This window comes from Fructilactobacillus lindneri DSM 20690 = JCM 11027, assembly GCF_002907375.1.
GTDB lineage: Bacteria > Bacillota > Bacilli > Lactobacillales > Lactobacillaceae > Fructilactobacillus > Fructilactobacillus lindneri.
In genome coordinates this window covers 177,218-195,136 of sequence record NZ_MIYK01000010.1, presented here as the reverse complement: position 1 = coordinate 195,136, position 17,919 = coordinate 177,218, and the positions used below count along the sequence as shown (strand labels likewise).

At 35.0% G+C, this 17,919-nt stretch carries 23 protein-coding genes and 1 pseudogene; 6 read left to right on the top strand and 18 right to left on the bottom strand.

What is annotated here, in order from left to right; translation table 11 throughout:
• Positions 1-6 precede the first annotated feature (6 nt).
• Positions 7-177, top strand: a complete 171-nt coding sequence (locus BHU33_RS07530; protein ID WP_156764598.1) for a hypothetical protein — start codon at positions 7-9, stop codon at positions 175-177.
• 50 nt (positions 178-227) lie between these two features.
• Here BHU33_RS07530 and BHU33_RS03845 read toward each other — a convergent pair whose 3' ends face one another.
• Positions 228-1,139, bottom strand: a complete 912-nt coding sequence (locus BHU33_RS03845; protein ID WP_225354804.1) for an alpha/beta hydrolase — start codon at positions 1,137-1,139, stop codon at positions 228-230.
• Between the two features lie 312 nt (positions 1,140-1,451).
• Here BHU33_RS03845 and BHU33_RS03840 point away from each other — a divergent pair, with 312 nt between their 5' ends.
• Both BHU33_RS03840 and map read left to right on the top strand, forming a co-directional pair.
• On the top strand, positions 1,452-2,297 hold the full coding sequence (locus tag BHU33_RS03840; protein ID WP_056997708.1) for a DegV family protein: 846 nt from the start codon (positions 1,452-1,454) through the stop codon (positions 2,295-2,297).
• 116 nt (positions 2,298-2,413) lie between these two features.
• Complete coding sequence (gene map / locus BHU33_RS03835) at positions 2,414-3,214, top strand: type I methionyl aminopeptidase (protein WP_054645957.1); 801 nt, start codon at positions 2,414-2,416, stop codon at positions 3,212-3,214.
• Positions 3,215-3,258: 44 nt separating this feature from the next.
• Here map and BHU33_RS03830 read toward each other — a convergent pair whose 3' ends face one another.
• From BHU33_RS03830 to BHU33_RS03810, 5 genes and pseudogenes are all read right to left on the bottom strand, one after another.
• A complete protein-coding gene (locus BHU33_RS03830) occupies positions 3,259-3,888 on the bottom strand; it encodes a DNA-3-methyladenine glycosylase (protein ID WP_056997709.1) in 630 nt (209 codons plus the stop codon).
• Positions 3,889-3,905: 17 nt separating this feature from the next.
• Complete coding sequence (locus BHU33_RS03825) at positions 3,906-4,355, bottom strand: universal stress protein (protein ID WP_056997710.1); 450 nt, start codon at positions 4,353-4,355, stop codon at positions 3,906-3,908.
• A 139-nt stretch (positions 4,356-4,494) separates the two neighbouring features.
• Positions 4,495-6,086 (bottom strand): annotated as a pseudogene (locus BHU33_RS03820) (BCCT family transporter).
• A gap of 189 nt (positions 6,087-6,275) precedes the next feature.
• The gene (locus tag BHU33_RS03815; protein WP_054645958.1) at positions 6,276-6,845 is read right to left on the bottom strand and encodes a sugar O-acetyltransferase; all 570 of its coding nucleotides are present in this window, start codon (positions 6,843-6,845) and stop codon (positions 6,276-6,278) included.
• A gap of 9 nt (positions 6,846-6,854) precedes the next feature.
• Positions 6,855-7,550: a ribonuclease H family protein gene (locus BHU33_RS03810; RefSeq protein ID WP_054645959.1), complete on the bottom strand. Its 696-nt coding sequence runs from the start codon at positions 7,548-7,550 to the stop codon at positions 6,855-6,857.
• Between the two features lie 113 nt (positions 7,551-7,663).
• Here BHU33_RS03810 and BHU33_RS03805 point away from each other — a divergent pair, with 113 nt between their 5' ends.
• Positions 7,664-8,110 (top strand): hypothetical protein, encoded by a 447-nt coding sequence (locus tag BHU33_RS03805; RefSeq protein WP_054645960.1) that lies wholly within the window; start codon positions 7,664-7,666, stop codon positions 8,108-8,110.
• Positions 8,111-8,184: 74 nt separating this feature from the next.
• Here the strand turns inward: BHU33_RS03805 and BHU33_RS07700 are convergent, their stop codons facing one another.
• Positions 8,185-8,307 (bottom strand): hypothetical protein, encoded by a 123-nt coding sequence (locus tag BHU33_RS07700; RefSeq protein ID WP_263850448.1) that lies wholly within the window; start codon positions 8,305-8,307, stop codon positions 8,185-8,187.
• A 114-nt stretch (positions 8,308-8,421) separates the two neighbouring features.
• On the opposite strand from BHU33_RS07700, the gene thiD reads away from it, so the two are divergent.
• A complete protein-coding gene (gene thiD / locus BHU33_RS03800; protein ID WP_056997711.1) occupies positions 8,422-9,219 on the top strand; it encodes a bifunctional hydroxymethylpyrimidine kinase/phosphomethylpyrimidine kinase in 798 nt (265 codons plus the stop codon).
• A gap of 42 nt (positions 9,220-9,261) precedes the next feature.
• Here the strand turns inward: thiD and BHU33_RS07525 are convergent, their stop codons facing one another.
• Both BHU33_RS07525 and BHU33_RS03795 read right to left on the bottom strand, forming a co-directional pair.
• Positions 9,262-9,438, bottom strand: coding sequence for a hypothetical protein (locus tag BHU33_RS07525; protein ID WP_167550921.1), 177 nt, complete (start codon positions 9,436-9,438; stop codon positions 9,262-9,264).
• A gap of 1 nt (position 9,439) precedes the next feature.
• Positions 9,440-10,144, bottom strand: a complete 705-nt coding sequence (locus BHU33_RS03795; RefSeq protein WP_054645961.1) for an NAD(P)H-dependent oxidoreductase — start codon at positions 10,142-10,144, stop codon at positions 9,440-9,442.
• 213 nt (positions 10,145-10,357) lie between these two features.
• Between BHU33_RS03795 and BHU33_RS03790 the strand changes: the two genes are divergently transcribed.
• Positions 10,358-10,561: a cold-shock protein gene (locus BHU33_RS03790; RefSeq protein ID WP_054645962.1), complete on the top strand. Its 204-nt coding sequence runs from the start codon at positions 10,358-10,360 to the stop codon at positions 10,559-10,561.
• A 90-nt stretch (positions 10,562-10,651) separates the two neighbouring features.
• Here the strand turns inward: BHU33_RS03790 and BHU33_RS03785 are convergent, their stop codons facing one another.
• The 9 genes from BHU33_RS03785 to fabF all read right to left on the bottom strand — a co-directional run bounded on the left by BHU33_RS03785 (position 10,652) and on the right by fabF (position 17,896).
• Complete coding sequence (locus BHU33_RS03785; protein ID WP_054645963.1) at positions 10,652-11,191, bottom strand: TetR/AcrR family transcriptional regulator; 540 nt, start codon at positions 11,189-11,191, stop codon at positions 10,652-10,654.
• 23 nt (positions 11,192-11,214) lie between these two features.
• Positions 11,215-11,967 (bottom strand): biotin--[acetyl-CoA-carboxylase] ligase, encoded by a 753-nt coding sequence (locus tag BHU33_RS03780; protein ID WP_054645964.1) that lies wholly within the window; start codon positions 11,965-11,967, stop codon positions 11,215-11,217.
• A 30-nt stretch (positions 11,968-11,997) separates the two neighbouring features.
• Positions 11,998-12,759, bottom strand: a complete 762-nt coding sequence (fabI, locus tag BHU33_RS03775) for an enoyl-ACP reductase FabI (RefSeq protein ID WP_054645965.1) — start codon at positions 12,757-12,759, stop codon at positions 11,998-12,000.
• An 80-nt stretch (positions 12,760-12,839) separates the two neighbouring features.
• On the bottom strand, positions 12,840-13,610 hold the full coding sequence (accA, locus tag BHU33_RS03770; protein ID WP_056997712.1) for a carboxyltransferase subunit alpha: 771 nt from the start codon (positions 13,608-13,610) through the stop codon (positions 12,840-12,842).
• Positions 13,603-14,442 (bottom strand): acetyl-CoA carboxylase carboxyltransferase subunit beta, encoded by an 840-nt coding sequence (locus BHU33_RS03765; protein WP_056997713.1) that lies wholly within the window; start codon positions 14,440-14,442, stop codon positions 13,603-13,605. The genes accA and BHU33_RS03765 overlap by 8 nt, the downstream gene beginning before the upstream one ends.
• Positions 14,429-15,799, bottom strand: a complete 1,371-nt coding sequence (locus tag BHU33_RS03760) for an acetyl-CoA carboxylase biotin carboxylase subunit (RefSeq protein WP_054645967.1) — start codon at positions 15,797-15,799, stop codon at positions 14,429-14,431. The genes BHU33_RS03765 and BHU33_RS03760 overlap by 14 nt, the downstream gene beginning before the upstream one ends.
• Before the next feature lie 12 nt (positions 15,800-15,811).
• Positions 15,812-16,225, bottom strand: coding sequence for a 3-hydroxyacyl-ACP dehydratase FabZ family protein (locus tag BHU33_RS03755; RefSeq protein ID WP_054645968.1), 414 nt, complete (start codon positions 16,223-16,225; stop codon positions 15,812-15,814).
• Between the two features lies 1 nt (position 16,226).
• Positions 16,227-16,655: an acetyl-CoA carboxylase biotin carboxyl carrier protein gene (locus BHU33_RS03750; RefSeq protein ID WP_054645969.1), complete on the bottom strand. Its 429-nt coding sequence runs from the start codon at positions 16,653-16,655 to the stop codon at positions 16,227-16,229.
• Positions 16,655-17,896 (bottom strand): beta-ketoacyl-ACP synthase II, encoded by a 1,242-nt coding sequence (gene fabF / locus BHU33_RS03745; protein ID WP_078775170.1) that lies wholly within the window; start codon positions 17,894-17,896, stop codon positions 16,655-16,657. The genes BHU33_RS03750 and fabF overlap by 1 nt, the downstream gene beginning before the upstream one ends.
• Between the last annotated feature and the right edge of the window lie 23 nt (positions 17,897-17,919).

Genomic DNA, 17,919 nt, shown 5'->3' with positions numbered 1-17,919 from the left:
AGAACAATGATGAATTTAAAAGAATATTTAGAAAAACAAATTAAATTTTTAGAATCAGAAGCTAATCAAGCAACCGAAAATTCGGATGAAAAGACAAAGTTTTTATTTGATGCTAAAATCGACGAATTACATCGCATTAATAAAGCTGTCGAAAGTGGTCTCATTTCAAATCTCTAAAAAAGCTAAGCAAAAAAGCAGTTAACTTTAAAAGTTAGCTGCTTTTTATGTTATTCACTAAATAAGAAGCGATTTACCAATCTTTCGGCAATCTGATTATCTAAAATTCGAGCATGTTCAGCATCCGGACCAGTCAAACGAAGAGCCTGATAATTATCAGATTTTACTAATCCCTTCAATGAACTTGCTGATGCTTCCGAAACTCTACCGTCAGAAAGATCATGTTCTCCTAATACTCCATAAATATTAAGAACCCTAGTATTACTATCCAAGTTTTTAGATTTTGCTTTTAATTCTTTATAACTAGGGAAACGTTGGTTAATATTCTGCTGTTGAGCGATTGATTGTTGGCGAATTATATCCTGATGATGTGCCAGATTATGATGTGGCCCCGAACGTGGAATATTTCTTTGATTATCAGCTGGAACTCGAATCGGCATCACTCCTTGATATGGACCAGCAATTGAAATAAAATGACTCAATCCCATCTTATTTTGTTTGGTCCCATAGGTAACCGCATTATCATAAACCGCTAAACATCCTGCTCCATAACCAATTGCATCATATTGTTTATAATTATACTTTTGATTAAGGTACTTAAAAATTTCGTTTAATTTTTCTGATTGAGCTTTGGTAGTTTTAGCCCGATCACCAAAATTAACTTCGATAATCGGCTGCTTTGATCTTACGTTTTTATTAGCATGATACTTAATCTTACCATTACCATAAACATCAATATGCATGGCAACATCTCCACCAGAACGACTAGTAGTCGTTACCAAATGTTTAGCAGCCGCTGATGCCCGATTTTGATCCGAAACAAAAATAATTGGTTGTTGCGTTGGTGCCACATTATCTTTATCTCCACCAGCTCCAAATTGAATATAAAAGAACCCAAAAATAATTGTGGCTACTTCAACAATCAATACAAACAAATCTCTTTTGTTAAATATTTTATTCAAGTAATCACCTTTTTAATTTTTATTAATCTAACCATTCATAAAATACACTTCATAATTAAATGAAATCCATCAACTTATATACTATCATACGTAAGTCGGCTTTCTCCATATTTTAATTAATAATTTCTTTAATAATTAAGGCTAACATTGAAACTTAATTGATTTACAATCAACCAATTTTGTATCAAAATCAAAATAGCATGCTGTCAACCTTAATCTTTGATTTTTACTTATTTATTTCATTTTAATTAGCAGATTTTACAAACATTCTTTATACTTGGTTAATAAATTAAAACCACAAAGGGAGAAAAAATGATTCATATTGTAACTGATACCACTTCTCAATTAACTCCTGCAGAAATAGAAAAATATCGTATTAACTTAGTTTCATTACGTGCGATTGCCAACGGCAAAACTTACAAAGATCAGATTGATATTACTTCCAAAGAATTTTCTGATATTTTAGCAAGTGACCAAGAATTCCCAACTACTAGTCAACCATCACTGGGCGATTTTGTGGCAACTTATCAAAAAATCATTGATGATGATCCGGATGCACAAATTATTTCAATCCACATTGGTACTGTTCTTAGCGGAACTGCCAACACAGCTCAAATGGCAGCCCAACAATTTGACAATGATATTCGAATTGTCGACGGTGGTACTGCTGATCGCGGAACCAGCTATCTCGTTTTAAAAGCCGGACAAATGCTTCAAACTGGATTCACTTTAGATGACATTGAAAAAGAAGTAACTGCAATGATTCCTAATACAAAATTTTATCTATTTATTAATAACATGGATTATTTAGTAAAAGGTGGACGTGCAAGTAAAGCAACCGGTTTTATTTCATCTTTAATTAAACTAAAGCCAGTGGTAACCGTTCAAAATAACCAATTAAATTTTGCCCACAAATGTCGGGGCAAAAAACAAATGGAAAAAATTGTTCAAAAAGTAATTCAAGAGATCATTGGTAATCCTAACATTAAAGATGTTGGGTTACCATTTGTAGATGATGATCTTGAATCCAAACAGATTCGCGATGCTATTTTGGCTAAACGCCCTGACATTAACATTGTTCTTAACTATACCAGTCCTTCTTTAATGCCTCATGCTGGTCCTGAAGGATTTGCAATTACTTATAACGATAAATATTAAGCTAATTATCCCATAGCACGAACTTTCCATTAGATTATCACGGTAAAATAGTGCTATATTAGAGATGAGGCGTTACAACCAGAGTTTAATTAATTAGTTACAAAGGAGAAATTCACTTGATTACTTTAAAATCAGATCGTGAAATTGAAAAAATGGCTGAATCCGGTGCTGTTTTAGCTGGTGTCCACAAAGGATTGCGGAAACTTATTAAACCAGGTTTAGATACTTGGGAAATTGAAGAATTTGCAGATAAATATATTACTGAACATGGCGCTACCCCTTCTGAAAAAGGATTTGACGGTTACAAATTTGGAACTTGCATTTCCATTAATGATGAGGTTGCACACGGTATTCCACGTAAGGGTCTCAAACTAAAAAAAGGCGATATCGTCAAAGTAGATATGTGTGTTAACAAGGATGGTTTTGAAAGCGATTCTTGTTGGACATATGCTGTTGGCGAAGTTGATCCAAAAGCCCAAAAATTGATGGATGTTACTAAAGAAGCGCTTTATAAAGGAATTGATCAAGCCCAAGTTGGAAACCGAATCGGTGATATTGGTGCTGCCATTCAAGAATACGTCGAAGACGAAAATCACATGGGTGATGTTCGCGAATTAATTGGACATGGAATCCAACCTTCAATTCATGAAGATCCTGCTGTTCCAGCCTATGGTGAAAAAGGACGCGGTTTACGCCTTCGTCCTGGGATGACAATTACCATTGAACCAATGGTAACCCTTGGAACTTGGAAAATTAAAGATCGCTATGATGAAAAGGATGATTGGACTTATTATGTAACTCAAGATGGTTCTTTATCTGCTCAATACGAACATACTTTGGTAATTACTAATGATGGTCCTAAGATTTTGACCTCCCAAGATCCTGAGATTGATGCTAAATATCTTTTAAAAAAATAAAATAAAAAAGACTCATGATTGATATAAACCAATCATGAGTCTTTTCATTTCCAACCGTAAGTTTCTAAATTCATATCGCGTTTTGCCATTTTAGACACATAAGGGTTGCCAGCAACATAAAAACGATATGGTTTTTCCGTCCATTTACCTCGATCACTAACTCCGATACGTCCACTAGATTCAATTTTTTCAGGAATTTTACCATCATCTAATTTAATATCTAAATCAGTTTCACCGAACTCTAATAAATTCATTTTTTTGTCTTCAATCCCAAGTGCCTGCATTAGCTTCCCAGGTCCATTAGTAAGATTATAACCATGTTTGGATCGATTTCTTTCCATCCATTTGATACCCTGATAAGGTTCAATTCCACGAATCAAAATTCCCTCCGGAGTATCCTTAGCCTGAGTCGCAATATCAAGGCATAGTCGTGAATGAATTGAGTAGATATAAACTGTGCCGGGATAACCATAGAGAGCCTCATTTGAAGGAGTACGTTTACCTTGATAAGCATGAGCAGCGGAATCTTTGGCTCCTAAATAAGCTTCTGCTTCAGTAATATACCCGCTCATCAGTCCTTGTGGGGAATTATAAACTAATAATTTCCCCAACAACTTTTTAGTGATTTCATCAGTCGTTCCCTCACTAAAAAATTTTCTTAATTTATCCGACACTTTTTTATTACCTACCTTTAACGAATTACGATTACTGAAATTTTAGCCTTCTTAGCTAATTTAATGCTAATACTATAAAAGCGGTGCTCTCCATCTTTATCAGCCCCACAGACCAATAAATCGGGATTAAAATCAGGAATGATGGTATCTAAGATCTCATCGTCGATATCTCCACCTTCACTGGTCATTGCTGTAACGTTTTTTACACCAAAATCTTCAGCCATCTCAACGTATTTATTAATCACTTCGTTAAGTGCTTCACGTTTCTTGTCTAATTTCTTCGGTGTTAAAGAATCGTAAATATTAATATCGCTACCCTCTAATACCGAACAGATCCCAAGTTCCGCATCAAATTCTTTGGCTTGTGTTACCGCATACCGCAATGCTCTTTCATTAGCTTCTGGATCATCTGCATCAATCGTCAATAAAATTCTTTTAAAAACCATTGGTTCTACTAATTTTGTCATATTGTCACCTACTATTATCAATATCATAGCACGAATATTTAATTTTTTGCCTGTTTATTATCAAAAATTTATTTTATCTAATTAAAAAAGCATTATTTCAGATATTATTCTGTCATAATGCTTTTAGTTTAAATTTTAATTAGTCATCAGAATCATTTTTTTGGTTTAATTTTTCTGTCATATGCTTAGCACGTAACCGCAGCATCTTTTCCTTTTTCTTTTCAATTCTCATATCATCCATTCCTTGTGCCTTCAAAAGGATTCCTTCATCATTTTTAACCATATGATAAATAGAAACAAGGACCATGATACAGACAAACATCAGTGGGAAACCAGCAATAGCACAGAAAGTTTGGATTGTATTAAATCCTCCCACTACAACAATTCCAAAAGCAAATAAAACAAAAATAACAACCCAGGTCATTCGGTTAACCTGACTGGGATCTTGATCATCTTTTAGCTTCAAACTAGTGAACGAAGAAACGATATAAGCCGATGAAGAAATCGTAGTGGCTAAGAAAATAAAACATGAAATACAATAAACTGCAAATACAATTACTTTAAACGGCAAAGTTGATAAGACAGCTGTAATTACAGCAGCTTGTCCTTTAGTATTCAAGATATGTACTAGATTGATAACCCCATTTTTTTGTAACCAAAGTGAATATCCACCTAAAATTGCATAAAAACTCAAACAACCAACTGAACCGTAAGCTAGCATTCCAAGCAAGACCTGACGAATCGTTCGTCCTTTTGAAATTCTGGCAATAAACAATCCCATGACTGGCATATATGATAACCATCAGCCCCAATAAAAGATAGTTTCTGAATTAGCAATATCTGGTGTTCCATTTGGAACGGTATTAGTACTCAAAGTAACAAACTTACTTGCCAGCAAACCTAAACTGTTGGTTTCTGAACTCAAAATATAGATAGTGGGACCAACAAACAACACAAACGCTAAAAATAAGATAGCAGTCCAAATATGCATATCACTAAGTTTATCAATTCCACCATTTAATCCATGCCATACTGTCCAAGCAAAAATCACAAACAAAATCGCAAACAAAGCAATTTTTAATTCTAAATTATCTGGAATTCCAGTTAAACTACTCAAAACATTGGAAATAATTGGAATTTCCATTCCAACTGATGAATCTACTCCACCCATAATCCCAAAAACGACCATAAAATCAACCAACTGACGACAAGCATATTTCCACTTTTCATCACCTTGAATGAATCCAATTGCTTTACTCAGTCGCTGTACTTTAGCTTTCTTTACAAATAAAAGGTAGCCAATCGCAATTGCAGCAGGTGCAAACATCATCCATGCCATTGGTCCCCAGTCAAACTGACCAAGCATGTGGGCAGTATTATAAGCATCTTGAGAAAAAGGCTTAATTCCAAATGGTGGTTGTGAAACATATCGAATTGGATCTACCATACTAAGCATCAAGATACTAGCATCAATAGCAGTGGCAAACACCATGCTCCCCCACTGTAAGCTACTATATTCAGGCTTAGAATGCGGATCTCCTAATCGAATTGAACCATATTTACTAAAAATCAGCCACATAAAAAAATAAAGTTGACAATATACACCATCATATATGCCCAGCCCATTTGTTTTGTAATCCAAGTTAAAGCATCAGTAAGGACTCCTTGTAATCCGGATCCGCCAGTAATTAAAATAATCGACGCTACAGCAAAGATTAAGATGGTAGGAATAAAGACATATTTATCAATATTAAAACGTTTAAAAATAATAATCCCCCTCAGATTAATATAAGCTATTAGATTAATAAGTTATTGCACAAAAAAATACCTAATGGATCGAATATCGAACCATTAGGTATGCCTTAACCAATACCAAATGATTAGTTTATGCCATTATTATAACACTTACTAGCAATTGGTCTAATTATCATCTTGTCCATTATCAATGGTTTTAAGCACTTTTGCTGGATTACCAGCAATTACAACATTATCACCAAAAGATTTCGTTACAACCGCTCCTGCGCCCACTACAACGTTATCTCCTAGTGTTACACCTGGGAGAATAGTTACATCTCCACCAAACCAAGCATTATCTCCAATTGTAATTGGAGCTCCTAATTCAACATCGTTAATACGTTCTTTAGCATTCAGCGGATGAATATTAGTATATAAACCACAATTAGGCCCAATATAACAATTTTTCCCAAAAGTAATTGGACAAGAATCCATCAAAGTTAAGCGATAATTACCAAAAAAGTTATTCCCAATGTGAATATTAAATCCATAATCAAATTGTAAATCCGTTTCGACAAAAAATTCATCGCCAGTTTCTGCAAATAAACCTTTAATCATTGTATTTCGTTCTTCATTATTAGGAGTATTATTAATTTTTTGCAGCATCTCGCGTACTAAGATTCGACGTTTAATCAATTCGTGATCAAATTGTTCAAACGGTTTCCCAGCAGTCATTTTTTCTCTTTCAGTTGTCATTTTTTCTCCTTACATGTTGTCCATTGTTTTATTTAACAATTCATCGACAAATATGTTGCCTTTATTTGAAGCATGCCCTTTCGTCCAAGCAAATTGGATTCTGGGGAATTGTTGCAGTTGATGATCTAAAGCCTGCCAAAGTTCACTATTTTTCAATGGACCGGCGCTTCGTTTCCACCCCCGGCGTTTCCAACCTTGTAACCAACCCTTTTGAATGGCATTCAGCACATATCGTGAATCAGAAACAATTCCAATATTTTTTTCATTTAAATGATTTTCACTCATCCATTGTAACGCTTTTAATAAAGCTGTGATTTCCATTTTATTGTTAGTAACGCCAAATTCTCCAGCTGAATCAGAATGCTGTTTGCCATGATAATCAATCAAATATGCCCAAGCTGCTTTATCGTCTTTACGTACATGTCCTCCAGCAACATTTCCATGATTCCGCGAACCGCCATCAGTAAACACAATTATTTCAGGAGATGTTTTTCCCAAGTCATTTGCAGTGTCTTTTTTAGTTACTTTTCCCGCTTTTTTTATAGATGTTGCTTTCAAATAATCACTGGCTTCCTGATGAGTTAAAAAGCTTTTATATTCAGCACCTGAAAAACCGTCTACTTGTTGTTTAGTTTCATCCCAAGTTTGATAAATTCCCGGATGCTTCCCTTTACGGACAGCATAAAATTTTTTAGGTTTTGTCAAGCTAATCTCTCCCTTTTCAAAAAAATATTAATAATTTATAAGGATTTCCCTGAAATCCTTTGCATGTTCCCTTTTTTATGTAAAAATAATAGTAGCAGGAGGAGACAAAAATAATGGCCGATATGAATATTAAATTAATTACAGCTGACCAAGCGATGAAAATGTTACGAGATCGTCACGCCAAACGTAATGAACGTTTTCCTGAGCTTATCTCTCCAGGTAGTTATATTTTACCAGACTACTTTTTAACTAGAAAAAGAGAAGCATTCAAAATCAGACGTCATACTTTCTTAAAGAAAAAACCAAGATCATATGTCGCTTTTGATTCAGAAAACGGTCAGACACTATGGTTGCATAACTTCACTAGCTTGTCTGAAGCTATGTTTTGGCTTAATACCGGTTTAAAGCCGGCTGATTCTGATTCTAAGAATTCATTTGCAAAATGGAAAGAAAGCCATACAGATGAAATCAATGCTCTTAAAGATCAATTACGAGCATTGTCAAAACCTAAGAAGAAAGACATCAATAAAGCTACTAAAGCTAAAAAACCAAAACAATAATAAAAAGAGTTATAAGTTCGAATGAACTTATAACTCTTTTTTAAAAACAAAATGTCGCTAAAGCAACTTTTAGATTATTTAGCAGGTTTTTCTTTCATTAACTTTTGTAAATCTGCTACTCTTTTTTGTTCTTTTTTACGTTTCTTTTGGTCAATCGGACGACGACCTTGAACGCCATTTGGATGACAAATTCTCATGATTAAGAACTCCTTTACTTTTTAACTTCAAAATAACAGCTTCTTGTATTATAATACACCAAACAAGTAAAAATCAAATTAAATTCATGGGAAAAAGAAAGCGCGGTGACTAAAATGATTAACGATTATCCTCAAGTAGTAACAATTGCAGGTAGCGATAGTGATGGTAGTGCAGGGATGCAGGCTGATTTATTGACATTTTTTGCAAAAAAAGTTTACGGAGCATCAATTGTAACAGCATGTGTAGCTGGTAATTCATTCGGGATTCACGATGCAGTAAATATGCCGACTTCTTTTATTAATCAGGAATTTAAGGATTTATCCGACGATTTCAAAATTAAAGCTGCTAAGACCGGAATGTTGGCAGATGTTGAAATTATCAATACAGTAGCTGACAATCTCAAAAAATACGTTTTTGGTCCTTTAGTTATTGATCCGGTAATTATTACTAAACATGGTGATATGTTGTTAGAAAATGAAGCCTATTCCACTTTTGTGAAAAAACTAATCCCATTAGCCGATGTTTTGACTCCCAACTTCTTTGAAGCGGTTAAATTAAGTGGAATTAATGAAAATGATCCCGATTTTCAGTCCAAAGCTGCCCATAAATTGCAACAACTTGGTGCTAAAAATATCATGGTAAAAGGACGTCATGATGATTTTTCCCAAACAGAAGTAACTGATTACGTATTATTAGAAGACGGAAGTTCATTTGAAATGACTGGACCTTACTTTGATACTACACACAAAAATGGAACAGGTGATACCTTGTCTGCTGCCATTACTGCTGAATTAGCTAAAGGCGCATCAGTAGAAAATGCTATTCGTTCTGCTAAAGATTACGTAGATAAGTGTATTAAAGATGGTATTAATGTCGGACATCAATTTGGACCAATTAACCATTGGGCATAAATTATTATATAAGCAAGAAAAAAGCCGCTATGGCTTTTTTTCTTACCAATTATTTGGACTCCAAGCTCGGCCGTCTAATTCAGCTTGTGTTTGTTCAATTCGATTAGTTTGTTCTATAACGGTTCGTTTTGTAGCTTCTAAAAGCGCCTTAACATCAAATGAGGTTTGATTTTTTTCTAAATCAGTAATTTGATTTAATAACCATTGTTCATTTTCCAAATTAATTTTCCTCCTCTTGTCGCATTAATTTTACTTGCCACTTCAAACTATCTAAATCATCTTGATTTTGTTCCAACTGCTCAATAATTAGTCGTAAAGTTACTTCTTGTTTTGGAGAAATATTTGCTGCTAATTTGTTTAACTGAGTTGAAATCCATTTTTGTTGCACTGTAAAATCAAACGGATATGGAGCTGTAATATATTCTTGATAATTAATTAAAAGTTTTGCCTTCTGAGTTTCGGTCATATAAGCAAACTGATCAATTATCAAGGGACTCATAAATTGCATCCCCGCTCGATGCGCCAAAGCACGATATGGAATCATAATTTCTGAAATGCTAAATCCTTCCGCTCTTCCAGCTTGAAATTCTTTTGCTGGATAGCCAAGCGATGTGACAATTCCTAATTGTTTCCCTTTTAATGCTCCAATCTCATTGGCATAAGTAAAAGATCGTGTTAAAACTTCGTCTTCCCACTTTTTTAAAGATGCCGGAGCGCTGTACCAATACATTGGAAATTGAAAAATAATTCTATCATGTGTTTGAAGTAGTTTTTTTTCTTTTTCCACATCAATAATTTGATCAGGATATTCTTCATCTAAACAATGCCAGGTAACATCTGAAAATGATGTCAATGACTTTTTTAAAAATGCTTGAGTTCCAGACCCCTGATACTTTGGATGCGACACTATAATTAGTGTTTTCAATGAACTTTCCCCATTCTTTCTAGTTAATTAATTTATTTTAACATTTATTAGTGTTTTGTATTGACATATTATGAAACCATGTTATAGTTAAGTAGATGTGTGATAGGTTTCGAGTTTTTAAGGTTTCTTGTTTTGTTTTATTATAGAATGACTTCCTTATTAGATTCAAACTAAAGCAACATTAATAAAATTTTTTTATGGAGGTTTCATATTATGAAGCAAGGTACTGTTAAATGGTTTAACGCTGACAAGGGTTACGGTTTTATTACAACTGACGATGGTGACGTATTCGTTCACTTCTCAGCTATTAACAAAGACGGATTCAAGACTCTTGATGAAGGCGAAAAAGTTACTTTGGATGTTGAAGATGGCGATCGTGGCCCACAAGCTGCTAACGTTACTCCAGTTGAAGAATAATCAACTTTTAAAAAGATCTCAACTTCGGTTGGGATCTTTTTTTATACATATTTATTCAAAAAGAGACTGGAAATTTTTTCCAGTCTCTTTTTAATTAATTTTAAAGTGCATATATTTTGAAGCAAAAATAACTAATTCATCAACAGGCTGTTTCATTCCGTTCTTAGTCCATGTAATAATCACTTCGGTTAATCCGCCAGAAATCAAAGCTACTAACATCTCTGAAGAATTTTCCCTTGTTTTTAAAATTTCATTATCAATTAACTGCTTAATATATTCACTCAAAACACTCAATAAGATATTAGATAAGTCATTTTTGACAATCGCTTCCATCATCAATTGATTTTCTTTGATGATGGTAAAAAAAGTCGTTGCCACATCATAAAAAGTAAAACGATTTTGAATAATCAAACGTTGAATAAAAGTTGAATAGACCATATCAATCTGACCAGTAATCACATCTTCTTTAGTATGAAAATTACGATAAAATGTCATCCGTGATACTTCAGCTTTTTCACAAATACTTTTAACTGTAATATCTGCATATGGCTTTTCCATCATCATTTCGAAGAGTCCAAAGATAATTTGTTGTTTAGTTGTAATTTTCTTATCATCAAACTTTTTCTTCATACATATTAACTCCAACTGACTACTTAAATTTCTCGAATATGTTCTGATTCAGCAGCCGTTAATAAATGATGCTGTCCAACCTTATCTATTAACCTTAACTTAAAATCAGGTGTTACCCCATCAATTTTTCCAATCATTTTTAGACCACGATAATTAACTGATACTAACTGATTTTGCCAAATCAAGTGATTTTGATAAGCTTTCCCAATTTGATTTGGTTGAGGATGCTGATACATTTTAACCACTAAATTATAGATTGCCGCAATCAGTTCATTCTTTTTTTCATCAGTGTCAGTTAATCCTGTCGCCTTTACGCTCTTCAATGATTCATGATACGTTAAATTGAGTCCAATGCCAATAATAAAGCTTTCAACAACATTTTGATTATTACTTTTTACTTCGACTAAGACACCACCGCATTTTTGCTGACGAACATAGATATCATTCACCCATTTTAACTGAGTTTCAATACCAAGTACCTGCTTAATTGCTTGCTGTACCGCTACCCCAACACCAACCGTTAGCATTCCCGGGCTTTTTAAAAATTCATCTTTGGCTGGAACGATAATAGTCGCATAAAGGCCTGTGGTTGGGGAGTTAAAAGAATGACCACGCTGTCCTTTACCGGCAGTTTGTTGACTAGCCAATATTAAATTAATACCGTCAAAAGAATGCTGTTGTGCGTATATCATAGTTGAATCGATTTGGTTAAAAATAAAAACATGCTTAGCAGTTAAATTAGTTAATTTTAAAATTTTTTGCTGATCTAATTTCACTATAACATATCATCTAAACTAGTGGTTTCCCTAGAATAAATGAACTCCTTTATCAACGTAAACGACATCACCAGTGATTCCGCTTGCTAAATCACTTAATAAGAAACTTACTGCATTTCCGATTTCTAATTTAGTTACGCTTTTACCATCAGTAGTCAAAGATTCTGAAGTCTTTAATAAATCACCATGTCCTTTAACTCCAGTAACTGCAAGAGTTCTAACGGCCCCTGCTGAGACAGCATTCATTCGAATCCCCATATCACCTAATTCAACTGCTAGGTAACGCATAGCTGATTCAAGCGAAGCTTTAGCAATTCCCATCATGTTGTAATTTGGAATTGCATATGTAGATCCCATGTATGTGAGTGTCACGATACTTCCTGGGTTATTCATAATTTTGCTAGCATAACGAGTCACTGAGATTAATGAATAGGCACTAACATCTTCGGCTAAATTATATCCAGCTTTAGTAGTATTGATTACTCCACCTTTTAATGTCTTTGGATCAGCATATGCAATTGCATGAACTACCCCATCAATATTACCAAATTTATCATGAATTTCAGCAAAAGTTTTTTCAACATTACTATCTTCTGCAACATCACACTCAAACATTGGAGTATCTTCTGGCACGAATCGTTCAATACTCTTCTTCATTCGTTCATTTTGATAAGTTAAAATCACTTCGCCGCCAAGTTCATTAATTGCACGGGTTACTCCCCAGGCAATACTTTTTTTATTGGCAACACCCATGACAACAATCTTTTTTCCATTTAATAAATTAGTAGCCATACTAATCATCCTCTCAATTTAAAATGTCTAAGAAACACAAAACTAACCAACAAATAGAACATTCATTAGTTAGCTTATAATTAAAAATTACGATAACGTGCAAAACGTTGATTTAACATTTCTGCAGTCGGCATCGCACTTAACTCTTCTATTTTACCAAATAAATCAGCTTTAAACCGTTTCAATTCATCATTATTTCTAATTTCAGGAATGATTCGGTCAATAATCCCTTGTTTAATTAAATCTTCTGGGGTCAATTTCATTACTTCGGCAGCTTCACGAGCTCGGCTTGAATCTTTCCAAAGAATTGTAGCATAACCTTCTGGAGATAAAATGGAGTAAATACTTTCTTCAAAGGCCCAGACGCAATCTCCAACTGCCAAAGCTAAAGCACCACCACTACCGCCTTCTCCTACAATCACGGCAATATATGGAACTTTTAACTGCATTCCCTGCATAATTAACTGTGAAATCATATACCCCTGTCCGTGATATTCTGCTTCAACATCCGGATAAGCACCAGGAGTATTAATTAAGGTAATAATCGGACGCTTGAATTTTTCAGCTTGCTTCATTAAACGCAAAGCTTTACGATAACCATCAGGTTCAGCAGAACCAAAGTGTACTTCGGCATCCGTTTGGTCATCGTCACCTTTTCGAATACCTACGATTGTAACTGGTTTATCATTCATTGAACCAATCCCAGCATATACAGCTGGATCATCACCATAAGCTCGATCACCATGTAATTCGATAAAATCATCAGTAATTCCATCTATCAGGGCTTTAATGCTAATCTTATCTTTTGAGCGAGCTTGTAAAACCCGATTAAAGGCAGTATCTTTACTCATTTTTATCACCGCCTTCATGAATTGCTAAAATATGACTTAACGTTGTTTTCATTTCGTTTCGTTTAACAATAGCATCCAAAAATCCGTTATGTAGCAATGTTTCGGCCCGTTGAAAATCCTTTGGTGGAATTTGTTGAATAGTTCTTTCAATAACTCGTCGTCCTGCAAAACCAATCAAAGCATGCGGTTCGGATAATAATAAATCTCCCTGCATCGCAAAACTAGCAGTAACTCCACCAGTTGTCGGATCACACAGATAACTAATATAAACTAATCCAGCCTTACTATGCTCTGAAACTGCTTCTGAAACTTTGGCCATTTGCATTAAGGATTCAATTCCTTCCTGCATCCGGGCGCCTCCTGACGCAGTAAAAACAATCACTGGTAATTTTTCTTGAGTAGCCCGTTCAAAAAGTCTTGCTAGCAGTTCTCCAGTTGCAGTTCCTAAACTGCCCATAATGAACCGCCAGTCCATTACTCCAATAGCAGTTCGATGTCCATTAATGGTACCAATTCCCGTCAAAACTCCTTCATTTAATCCGGTAGTTTCCCGAGCTTTTTCTAATTTAGCAAGGTATTTAGGATCTTGATACTTAGGATTGGCTTTCAACTCTAAATTAAATGGTTCAAAATTATCGCATAATAATTCAATTCGCTGTTTTGCTCCAATTCGGAAAGCATAGTGACAATCTGGACATTCAAGATATTTACCTAATTGCTTTTTATAAATTGTTTTGCCACAGAAAGGACATTTAACCCACACATCAGGAACTTTATCCATCCGTTTATGCAACTCTTGCGAACTTAATTTTTGTCTTTTATTTTTCTTCATGCTGACTCACCCAATCTTTTAAAAAAACATCTTCGATATATCGATTATTAAAATCTCCTGCCAAAAAATGTTTATCTTGTAAAAGATCAACTAAAAATTCACGATTAGTTTTTACTCCACTAATCTCAAATTCTTTTAAAGCACGCAGCATCTTTTGTACTGCTGTTTTTTTAGTTGGCATGTGAACAATGATTTTAGCAATCATTGAATCATAAAATGGTGAGATTTTACTGCCAGTTTCGACCCCTGAATCAATTCGAACCCCTTTAGTTCCAAAAGGAAAATGAACTGATTTAATTGTTCCTGGAGTTGGCTGAAAATTATTAGCAGGATCTTCAGCATTAATTCGACATTCCAAGGCGTATCCTTTTACACCACAATCTAATTGTGTAAAAGGTAAGTTATTGCCAGCAGCCACTATAATCATAGCTTTAATTAATTCTACTCCTGCAACTTCTTCAGTAATCGTATGTTCAACCTGGAGTCTGGTATTCATTTCCATGAAATAAAACCGATGCTCGCGATCCATTAAAAATTCAAAGGTGCCGGTATTTTCATAGTGAATTCCTTTCATGGCTTTTACCACTACTTCACCCATATGAGCTCGCTCTGCTGGAGAAATCACCGAGCATGGCGATTCTTCAATTATTTTTTGATGATTTCTTTGCAAAGAACAGTCTCGTTCTGGGAAAAAAACGACATGACCTTGTTGATCTGCAATCGCCTGCATTTCAATATGTTTGGCATCTGAAAGATCTTTTTCAAGATAAAGGCGATCATCACCATATGAAAGTTTACTTTCTCGCTTCGTATCAACAAATGCTTTTTTTAATTCAGACTGATTGTTAACCTTACGAATTCCTTTACCTCCGCCACCAGCTGCTGCTTTTAACATCACTGGATAACCGATTTTTTCAGCTACTTTTACAGCACTGGCAACGTCTTTCACAAAACCATCAGAACCAGGAATCGTTGGAACGCCAAGTTTTTGCATAGCAGCCTTCGCATTAGATTTGTTTCCCATTAAATCAATCACTTCAGCACTTGGACCAATAAACTTAAGGCCATATTCTTTACATAATTCAGCGAAATCACTATTTTCCGAAAGAAAACCATAACCTGGAAAAATGGCATCAGAACCTGTCAGAACTGCCGCATCAAGTACCGCACCCATATTCAAATAAGAGTCAGTAGGCAGACCGCTTCCAATACAAATAGCTTCATCTGCCATTTTGACAAACAATCCATCTGCATCGGCAGTAGAATAAACCGCTACTGCTTCCATGTTTAATTCATGAAGAGCTCTGATTGTCTGAACCGCAATTTCACCACGATTCGCAATCAATACTTTTTTCATCTTTTTCCCACCTTATGATTCAATTGCAAACATCAAATCGGCATCTACAATCACTTTACCATCACGAACGACTTCACCATGTCCAACACCGATATTCTTTTTTAATTTAGTAAGTTCAACTTTTAAATGCAACACATCACCTGGACGCATTTCATCTTGAAATTCGGCCCGCTTAATACCACCAAAAAAAACATTTTTCCCAGCATTTTCAGGCATTGACAAAATTGCTACAACTCCAGTTTGTGCCAATGATTCAATGATAATTGGATGCGGTAACGTTAATTGATTACCATTTGCAAAAAACCATTCGTTAATAGAGACGTTTTTGATAGATTCTGCTGATTTAGCTGGTTGAACTGCCACAATCTTATCAATCATTTCAAAAGGATAACGCTGAGGAATATACTTGCTAACATCAAAACTCATCTTAATCCTCCTTGATTTCAAATAATGGCTGATTGTATTCAATCATGTCACCATCATCTACCAATCGTTTTTTAATCGTACCACTAACAGGACTTTTGACTTCATTAATTAATTTCATTGCTTCAACCGCACAAATTACTTCACCCTTTTTAACGTGACTACCAACTTCTTTATAAGCTGGTTTGTCAGGACTAGGGGCAAAATAAATCAATCCTACCATTGGTGCTTTTAATTTATAATTGCCAGTTTTAACAGATGGTTGCCATTCGTTACTGGTAGTCGATTTCTTATTATTTTGTGTGACAGTAGTAGGCTGTTTATCTTCTAATTTACTGAAATAGACGTCAACGCCATTACCATTAATTTTTAATTCCTGTAACCCAGAATTATCGAATTTACTCAGTAAACGTTCAATGTCTGCTTCATTCATTAGTTTTCTTCCCACTTTCTTAATGCAATCACTGCATTATGACCACCAAATCCAAATGAATTACTAATTGCCGTCTTAATTGAATCATTTTTATTTTGATCATTAACTAAATCAATTTTAATTTCTGGATCCTTATTTTTCATTCCAACATTAACGGGCATTTGGTCATTTTCAAGTGCTCCAACTACGGCAACTGCTTCTAGGCCACCAGCAGCTCCAAGTGAATGACCGATCATTCCTTTAATTGAACTTGTTTTAAGGTGATCATTATCTTTAAATAATTTCCCAATAGCTCCTGCTTCTGACACATCATTTGCGTGAGTAGCAGTTCCATGCGCATTTACATAATCTAGTTCTTCAGGTTTGATTCCACCTTCATCAATTGCTTGTTTCATTGCTGCAATCGCACCTTTTCCTTCTGGATCAGGAGCAGTTAAATGATAGGCATCACTGGTAGTTCCATAACCAACTACTTCTGCCAAAATTTTGGCACCACGAGCCTTGGCATGATCATAATCTTCAAGAATTAAGGTTCCAGCACCGTCACCCATTACAAAACCATTACGATCTTTGTCAAATGGCAATGAAGCATCTTTAGGATCTGTAGCAGTTGAAAGTGCAGTTAATGAAGCGAAGCCAGCAATTCCCATTTTGGTTACGGCTGCTTCTGTTCCTCCAGCAATCATTACTTTGGCTTTGCCAGCTTTGATATATTCATAAGCATTCCCAATGGCATTGGTACCTGAAGCACAAGCATTAACAATTGTTTGAGACGTGTTTCTTGCATCAAAATACATTGAAACATTCCCAGCTGCCATGTTAGAAATTGATTTGGGCACAAATAAAGGTGAAACACGTTTAGGACCTTTGGTATAAGCTTTTTCAGTTTGTTCCTGAATAGTTTGAATACCACCAATTCCTGTACCGTAGATCACACCTAAATCTTCTGGCTGGTAATTTTCGCCATCTTTTAATCCAGCTTGTTCCATAGCTTCCTTAGCCGTGTACAAAGCATACTGTGCATATTTATCTAACCGTTTATAATCACGTTTAGTTAACCGTTTGCCTGGATCAAAATCTTTCACTTCAGCTGCAACTGTAATTCCTGTATCTGAAGCATCAAAATCAGTGATAGGAGCGACCCCTACCTTAGAATCTAAAATATTTTTTACAAATTCATCAGCGTCGTTTCCAACTGGAGATACTGCTCCCATACCTGTTACTACAACTCTATTACTCAATTATTGCTTCCTCCTTCAGAAAA